Below are 8,213 nucleotides of genomic sequence, written 5' to 3'. Positions count from 1 at the left end.
GATGCGCCGCATGCCAGAAATGCGATCGGCGCCTTCATCGAAGAGGTGTACAATCGTCAACGGCTGCACTCGGCTCTGGCTTACCAGCCGCCAGCCGAGTTCGAAGCAAATTTACCAGGTTGCGGGGCTGCTGCGCAGCAGCCCCGCAACCTGGCCCTAACCCATCAACCCGCCCTGCCGCCTCAAGCGCCGGGCTCCTGTCCCTGATTATCCTGTCTCACTACAGGGGTGCAGTTCACTCGACTGTCCCGGATTTCGCTGCGCTCCATCCGGGCTACGTTCTAAACCTTCACCGGTCCGAGCTCATCGAAATGCCCGCGGCGCTGCAGCCAGGCGAGCAGGATCAGGCTGGGGATCGCGACCAGCACGCAGATCGCGAAGAACAAGGGCCAGCCGGTTGCCTTGGCTACGAAACCAGCGCCTGACGAGAGATAGGTGCGGCCCACCGCTGCAAGCGCGGTCAGCAGTGCATATTGCGTCGCCGTGTGCAGGGGATTGCGGCACAGCGCCGAGAGATAGGCGACGAAGATCACGGTGCCGATCGCGCTGGTGAAGTTTTCGCAGGTGATTGCGAGCGCCAGCGCCCACTGGTTGACGCCGACCAGCGCGAGCCAGGAGAAGGAGAGGTTGGCGAGCGCCTGCACGATGCCGCCGATCCACAGGCTGGTTGCCAGCGAATAGCGTCGCGCCACGAAGCCGCCGGCAAAGCCGCCGATCAGGGTCGCGGCCAATCCCACGCCTTTGACGATCGCGGCGTAGTCGACCTTGCTGAAGCCGATATCGATCACGAACGGCGCCGTCATCGTGCCCGAGAACGCATCGGTGAACTTGAACAGTACCACGAAGGCAAGCGCCGCAATGGCATCGCGCCGGCTCAGGAACTCGGAGAAGGCGCCGACCGCCGCGCGGATCACGCGCGAGAACGCTGTTTCCGCGGCCGTGGCCGCTTCGGCGTCCTTCGACTGCGCTGGTTCGGTTGCAACCAGCGCGGTGATCATGCCGATCACGACGAGGGCGGCCATCACCACATAACCCCACATCCATGCCGACGAGCGCACCAGGCCCTCGCCCTCAAAGCCGCTGACGATGAACAGCGCGCCCGCGGTCGAGACCAGCATGCCGATGCGATAGGCGGCGACATAGGACGCCATGCCGGCGGCCTGCTCGCTCTCGGGCAGGCTCTCGACGCGGAAGGCATCGACGACGATGTCCTGTGTCGAGGAGGTGGTGGCGACCAGCAGCGCGGCAAAGGCGGCGAACCAGGGTGAATGTGCGGGATCGGCGATCGCGAGCAGCAGGATGGTGGTGATCAGCAACAGTTGCGAGAACAATAGCCAGCCGCGGCGCCGTCCGAAATGTCGGGTGAAGAACGGCACATGCAGCGCATCGACCAGCGGCGCCCAGAGGAATTTCAATGTGTAGGGCGTGCCGACCAGCGCGAGCAGGCCGATGGTGCCGAGATCGACGCCGACCTCGCGCATCCACACCTGCAGCGTCGACCCGGACAGCGCCAGCGGCAGGCCTGACGAGAAGCCCAGCACCAGCACGATCAGGACGCGCGGCTGCAGATAGACGGCAAGGCTGTCGCGCCAGGAGGTGGCGGCAGGCTCGGCTTTCTCGGTCGCGGCGGCTGTCGCTTCAGGCGCGGTCATGCAGCCCTGTTAGCAGATTCGACGGGAAAATCTGCCCCTGTCCTACTCGCCCGCCTGCAGCTTGGGCGGGGCGGGGAACAATTCGGGCCGGCCGCTCGGCACAATCCGCGGCAGTTCCACCGGGGCATCCGACTTGCTGAAATCGAGCTCCTCGATGCGGCCGGCGCGCTTCTCGATCTTGTCGGCGGAAACCAGGATCTGGCGCACGTCCTCGTTCACCTGCGAGAAATGGTTCTGCAGCTTGAGCACGCGGTCGCGCAGCCGCGACAGATCGTCGCCGAGCTTGATCACCTCGGTGCGGATCTGGTCGGCGGCATCGCGCATCCGCGCGTCCTTCATGATCTGCTGCATTACCTGGATCGCGAGCATCAACAGCGAGGGCGACACCAGCACCACGCGGGCGCGGTAGGCCTTCTGGATCACATCGTCGAAACCGTCATGGATCTCGGCATAGACCGACTCGGACGGCACGAACATCAGCGCGGTATCCTGGGTCTCGCCGGCGATCAGGTATTTCTCCGCGATGTCGCTGACGTGCTTCATCACGTCGTTGCGCAGGCGCTGGCTGGCAATCTTGCGTTCCTCGTCGCTGCGCGCATCGTGCAGGGCGGTCATCGCCTCCAGCGGGAATTTCGCGTCGATGCAGAGCGGGCGCTGGTCGGGCAGGAACACCACGCAGTCCGGCCGCTTGCCGCTCGAGAGGGTGAACTGGAATTCGTAGGAATCCTTCGGCAGTCCGTCCTGGACGATCGCTTCCATCCGCGCCTGGCCGAAGGCACCGCGCGACTGCTTGTTGGCGAGCACGTCGCGCAGCGTCGTCACCTGCGTCGTCAGGTCGGTGAGGTTCTTGTGCGCGTTGTCGATGATGCCGAGCCGCTCATGCAGATGGCGCAGGCTGTCCATGGTGTGGCGCGTGGTCTGTTCCATGGACTGGCCGACGCGATGGGTGACCGAATCCAGGCGCTCGTTGACGGTGCGCGCCATCTCGGCCTGCCGGCCGGCGAGCGCCTGCGTCATCGCATCGACCCGGCCGCTCGCCTCGCTCTGGGCGCGCAGCACCTCGGTCAGCCGCTCTTCCAGTTCGTCGGCACGGATGGTCTGCGCGACAGCTAGTTCTGCGCCGCGCCGGGAGGACCGCGCGATCACTATGGCGATCGTCAGCAGCAGGACGAGCGCGAGCACGCCGAACGCAACCAGCGCATCAGTGACGCGGACCGGCCAGTCGCCGACCATGAAGAGAATCTCGTTCATAGAAGCGCTATAGCCGATTCGCTGGCGGGCGCGAACGAAAGTGGAACATTTATGGTTAACAAGCCGTGAAGTTTCATGGTTAAGAATGGCTGAAGAATCATGGTTAAGGCGATCTTAACCGGTTCCGGATCGCATTGACCCCGGCATATCAAGCGCTTAAATCGCCCGCCATGGCCCTAAGAGAAATCATCATCCTGCCGGACAGGCAGTTGCGGCTCGTCTCCCAACGCGTGGAAAAGATCACGCCGGAGATCCGCAAGCTGGTCGACGACATGTTCGAGACCATGTACGAGGCGCCCGGCATCGGGCTGGCCGCGATCCAGGTCGCGCAGCCGCTGCGGCTGGTCACCATGGATCTCGCGAAAAAGGACGAGAACGGCGAGACCACGCCGAAGCCGCGCGTCTTCATCAACCCGGAGATCATCTCGGCGTCCGAGGAGAAGTCGGTCTACGAAGAGGGCTGTCTGTCGATCCCCGAATATTACGAGGAGGTCGAGCGGCCGGCGCGGGTGCGCGTGCGCTTCACCGACATCGACGGCAAGGTGCATGAAGAGGATGCCGAGGGCCTCTACGCCACCTGCATCCAGCACGAGATCGACCATTTGAACGGCATCCTGTTCGTGGACTATCTGTCGAAGCTGAAACGCGACCGCGTGCTGAAGAAGTTCGCCAAGGCCGCCAAGCGCGTGGCGGAGTAAAGCCGGCGCTATTTTCGCCGTCATGCCCGGGCTCGACCCGGGCATCCACGTTCTTTGCTGCCGCGGGCGCGAAGGTCGTGGATGGCCGGGACAAGCGCGGTCATGACGAGTACTCTACCTTTCAGCCGAGGTAACCCGCCCCATGCCGCTCCGCCTGATCTTCATGGGTACGCCCGATTTCGCCGTGCCGACGCTGCTCGAACTGGTCGCGCACGGCCACGAGATCGCCGCCGTCTATACCCGCGCGCCGAAGCCGGGCGGGCGGCGCGGCCTGCAACTGCAACCGACGCCGGTCGAGCAGAAGGCACGGCGAAACAGCATTCCCGTGTTGACGCCGAAGACGTTGAAGACGGCGGAAGCGCTGGAAGAATTCCGCGCGCATCAGGCCGATGCGGCGGTCGTGGTTGCCTATGGCATGATCCTGCCGCAGGCGATCCTCGATGCGCCGAGGCTTGGTTGCTACAACCTGCACGCTTCGCTTCTGCCGCGCTGGCGCGGCGCCGCGCCGATCAACCGCGCCATCATGGCGGGCGACGCCGGGACCGGCGTGATGGTGATGAAGATGGATGTCGGTCTCGACACCGGCGATATCGCGATGGCCGAGCGGCTTCCGATCACCGACCGGATGACGGCGGCCGATCTGCACGATGCGCTGGCGCCGCTCGGCGCCGACCTGATGGTGCGGGCAATGGCCGCGCTGGAACGCGGCGGGCTGCAACTGACCGGGCAGAGTGAGGACGGCGTCACCTACGCCGCCAAGATCGAGAAAGCCGAGGCGCGGATCGACTGGAACAGAGCTGCGCACGACGTGCTGCGGCACATCCACGGACTGTCGCCATTCCCAGGCGCTTGGGCCGAATTGCCACACGACGGCGAATCGGTGCGCATCAAGATTCTCCGCTGCGAGCTCGCGAGCGGCTCGGGCACGCCGGGCACCGTGCTCGATGACAACCTCGCGATCGCCTGCGGGGAGGGCGCCATCCGTGTCCTCGAGCTGCAGCGCGAAGGCAAGGCACGGATGAAGTCGATCGACTTCCTGCGCGGCACGCCGCTGAAGGCCGGCGCGCGGTTTACATAGGTCATGCCCCGCTACAAGCTCAGCATCGAATATGACGGCACGCCGTTCTGTGGCTGGCAGATCCAGGACCATGCGCCGAGCGTGCAGGGCGCGCTGGAGACCGCGGTGAAGGCGATGTGTGGCGAGGACGTGCGCGTCCATGGCTCCGGCCGCACCGATGCCGGCGTGCATGCGCTCGGACAGATCGCGCATTGCGACATCGCAAAGCCGTTTCCGCCGGACCGCCTGCGCGACGGCCTGAACGCGCATCTGCGTCCAAATCCGATCGCGGTGCTCGCGGCCGAGATCGTACCGGATGATTTCCAGGCGCGCTTCTCCGCAAAGAAGCGCCATTACCTCTATCGCATCAGGAACACGCGCGCGAACCTTGCGCTCGACATCGGCCGCGTCTGGCGCGTGCCACGCCATCTCGATACGGACGCGATGCATGAAGCCGCGCAGCGCCTGATCGGTAAGCATGACTTCACGACCTTCCGCGACACCGAATGCCAGGCGAAATCGCCGGTGAAAACGCTCGACCAGCTTGATGTCACGCGCAACGGCGATGCGGTCAGTATCGTCACCTCGGCGCGCTCGTTCCTGCATAGCCAGGTGCGCTCGCTGGTCGGCTCGCTGGTCTGGGTCGGCGAAGGCCGCTGGACCGCCGACGATCTCGCCGCAGCCCTTGCCGCCCGAAACCGCGCCGCCTGCGGGCCGGTGGCACCGCCGGAGGGCCTGTATCTCGTGCGGGTGGAGTATTAGACCTCGGCCCTCTCCGCCGTCATGGCCGGGCTTGTCCCGGCCATCCACGCCTTCCTTGTGGGAGGGTGGGCGAAGGCCGTGGATACCCGGCACAAGGCCGGGCATGACGACGGATACTTAACCCCAAGCGGAGAAGCGTGGATGGCCGGGACTAGCCCGGCCATGACGGCGGAGTGAGTGGCGACGGCGGAGCAAACGCCTCAGTCCTGGAGACTAGGCAAAATACCTGTCCAGCACGCCGCGAAAGACTTGTGTCAGTTTTTCCAAATCGGCGATCGGCGCGCGTTCGTTGATCTGGTGCATGGTCTGGCCGACCAGGCCGAATTCGATCACCGGGCAATAGCTCGAGATGAAGCGCGCATCCGACGTGCCGCCCGAGGTCGAGAGCTCCGGCTTGCGTCCGGTCACCGCCTCGATCGCCGCCACCGCAAGGTCGGTGAACGGGCCGGGCTTGGTTACGAACACGTTCGAGTTCGACGGCTCCCAGACGATGCGGGCGCGGATGCGGTTGCCGCAGGCTTTGGCCAGGCGTTCCTCCACCAGCGTGCGCAGGCTCTCCTGGGTGTGGTTGTCGTTGTAGCGGATGTTGAATTTCGCCCGCGCCTGGCCGGGGATGACGTTGCTTGCGGTATTGCCGACGTCGACGGAGGTGAATTCGAGGTTGGACGCCTGGAATTGCGCGCTGCCGTGATCGAGTGGCTCGTCGCTCAGCGCCACGATCAATCGCGAAATATCGGGCACCGGATTGGAAGCGCGGTGCGGATAGGCGACATGGCCCTGCACGCCCTCGACATAAAGCGTGCCGGATTGCGAGCCGCGGCGGCCGACCTTGATGGTGTCGCCGAGCACCTCGACATTGGACGGCTCGCCGAGCACGCAATGATCGAACTTTTCGCCGCGCTCGGCCGCCCATTTCAACAGCTTGATCGTGCCATTGATGGAAACGTCTTCCTCGTCGCCTGTGATCAGGAACGAGATCGACCCTTTTCCGTCTTTTTGCGGCTTGCCGCCATGGTCCTTCAGATACTCCAGCACCGCAGCGACGCTGCAGGCGATGCCACCCTTCATGTCGACGGCGCCGCGGCCATAGAGAAAGCCGTCCTTCACCTCGCCGGAGAACGGACCATGCGTCCAGGCGGACTCATCGCCCGGCGGTACCACGTCAGTATGGCCGGCGAAGGTGATGTGCGGCGCCTGATCGCCGATACGTGCATAGAGATTGTCGATGTCGGCGGTGCCGGGCTCGCTGAAGGTGACCCGGTGCACCTCGAAGCCGGCGGCCTTCAGGATGTTCTCAAGCACGCCGAGCGCGCCGGCGTCGGCGGGCGTGACGGAAGGGCAGCGGACAAGGTCGCGCGTGATGGAAATGGCATCGGTCATGCGTACGGACTTAACACGCCACCGCGGCGGCGGGCCAGCCTTGCGCGGCATGCTCCCGACTTCGTGTTACGGCGCTCAGATCATGATCCGATTAGACGGAATCGGATCATGATCTCATCTCTTTGTTTGAGCATGATCTTTTCGGAAAACCGGTTTCCACTTTTCCGGATCATGCTCTAGCGACGCAGCCGATCAGCCTGTCGCTACATTGGCGCGGCCCCGCACGCTGACTAGACCTGCCAGTGCAACCAGCGCAAAGACGGCACCCGCGAAGAACGTAACTTGCGGTCCGGCACTGTCCCATAACGCCCCCGCGATCACGCTGGCCGCAAGCATCGCGATCCCGCAGACCAGGTTGAAAAAGCCGTAAGCTGTGCCCCGCAGCTCGGCGGGCGAGGTATCCGCGACAAGCGCTGCCAACAGCCCTTGCGTGAAGCCCATATGCAGTCCCCACAGCGCGATGCCCAGCGCGACACCGGTCATGCTGGGCAGAAGCGCGAGCAAAAGATCGGCGACGATCAAAAGCACGATACCGAACGCCAGCACGGTTGTGCGGTCCATGCGATCGGACACCACGCCGGCCGGATATGCCGCGCCGGCGTAGACGACATTCATCAGGACCAGCACGGCCGGTGCGAGCGTAACCGGCAGCCCGACATTCTGCGCGCGGAGGATCAGAAACGCCTCGCTGAAGCGAGCCAGCGTGAACACGCTCGCAATCGCCACCACCCACCAATAGGCCGCGCCCAGATTTCTGATTTCGCTGAGGCTGATTGGATTGCGCACCTCGCGCAACCCTTTCGCCCGCGCGGGTTCGCGCACCGCAAACGCGATAAGGGCGAACGACAGCAAGCCGGGAATGACTGCGAACCAGAACACGGCCTTGAAATGGTCTGAAGTCAGCCACATCAGGCCGATGGCGATCAATGGTCCGACGAAGGCGCCAACCGTATCGAGCGATTGCCGCAAGCCAATGCTGGCGCCACGCAGATGGGCCGGAGCAATGTCGGCCACTAGCGCGTCGCGTGGAGCGCCGCGAATGCCTTTTCCGATCCGGTCGATGAAGCGCGCGGCCATCAGCCAGCCGACCGTCGGCGCCAGCGGAAAGATCGGTTTGGTCAGCGCCGCAAGGCCATAGCCGAGCGCCGCCAGCCATTTTCGCTTGCCGAGCCAATCGGAAAGCGCGCCGGAAAATATCCTGGTGATCGATGCCGTCGCTTCGGCGATGCCTTCGATGACGCCGACGGTTACCATCGAAGTGCCGAGCACCGTCACCAGATAGACCGGCAACAGCGCATGGATCATCTCCGAAGAGATGTCCATCAGCATCGAGACGAAACCGAGCGCCCAGATACCTGCCGGAATCTCGCGAAGGGAGCGGCCTGGTCGGGTGCTCGCCTCAGCCATGGAGCT

The 8,213-nt window shown here is 64.5% G+C and carries 7 protein-coding genes and 1 pseudogene; 4 read left to right on the top strand and 4 right to left on the bottom strand.

The window, feature by feature from the left end; genetic code table 11:
* Nucleotides 1–207, top strand: a pseudogene (locus ACZYOF_RS12145) (hypothetical protein); the annotation flags it as partial.
* A 74-nt stretch (nt 208–281) separates the two neighbouring features.
* Here ACZYOF_RS12145 and ACZYOF_RS12140 read toward each other — a convergent pair.
* Nucleotides 282–1,652 (bottom strand): AmpG family muropeptide MFS transporter, encoded by a 1,371-nt coding sequence (locus ACZYOF_RS12140; protein WP_463715892.1) that lies wholly within the window; start codon nt 1,650–1,652, stop codon nt 282–284.
* Nucleotides 1,653–1,694: 42 nt separating this feature from the next.
* Complete coding sequence (locus ACZYOF_RS12135; protein WP_463715891.1) at nt 1,695–2,903, bottom strand: DNA recombination protein RmuC; 1,209 nt, start codon at nt 2,901–2,903, stop codon at nt 1,695–1,697.
* Nucleotides 2,904–3,073: 170 nt separating this feature from the next.
* Between ACZYOF_RS12135 and def the strand changes: the two genes are divergently transcribed.
* From def to truA, 3 genes are all read left to right on the top strand, one after another.
* Nucleotides 3,074–3,601, top strand: coding sequence for a peptide deformylase (gene def, locus ACZYOF_RS12130; protein WP_463715890.1), 528 nt, complete (start codon nt 3,074–3,076; stop codon nt 3,599–3,601).
* Between the two features lie 142 nt (nt 3,602–3,743).
* Entirely contained in the window at nt 3,744–4,679 is a 936-nt protein-coding gene (gene fmt, locus ACZYOF_RS12125) for a methionyl-tRNA formyltransferase (protein ID WP_463715889.1), read from the top strand.
* Between the two features lie 3 nt (nt 4,680–4,682).
* Complete coding sequence (gene truA / locus ACZYOF_RS12120) at nt 4,683–5,420, top strand: tRNA pseudouridine(38-40) synthase TruA (RefSeq protein WP_463715888.1); 738 nt, start codon at nt 4,683–4,685, stop codon at nt 5,418–5,420.
* Between the two features lie 213 nt (nt 5,421–5,633).
* Here the strand turns inward: truA and dapE are convergent, their stop codons facing one another.
* On the bottom strand, nt 5,634–6,800 hold the full coding sequence (dapE, locus tag ACZYOF_RS12115) for a succinyl-diaminopimelate desuccinylase (protein WP_463715887.1): 1,167 nt from the start codon (nt 6,798–6,800) through the stop codon (nt 5,634–5,636).
* A 192-nt stretch (nt 6,801–6,992) separates the two neighbouring features.
* Nucleotides 6,993–8,207: an MFS transporter gene (locus ACZYOF_RS12110; RefSeq protein ID WP_463715886.1), complete on the bottom strand. Its 1,215-nt coding sequence runs from the start codon at nt 8,205–8,207 to the stop codon at nt 6,993–6,995.
* Nucleotides 8,208–8,213: the final 6 nt, after the last annotated feature.

This window comes from Bradyrhizobium sp. LeoA1Lang, assembly GCF_055413685.1.
The sequence above is the reverse complement of the archived record's forward strand: the minus strand, read 5'-3'. Positions and strand labels throughout refer to the sequence as shown.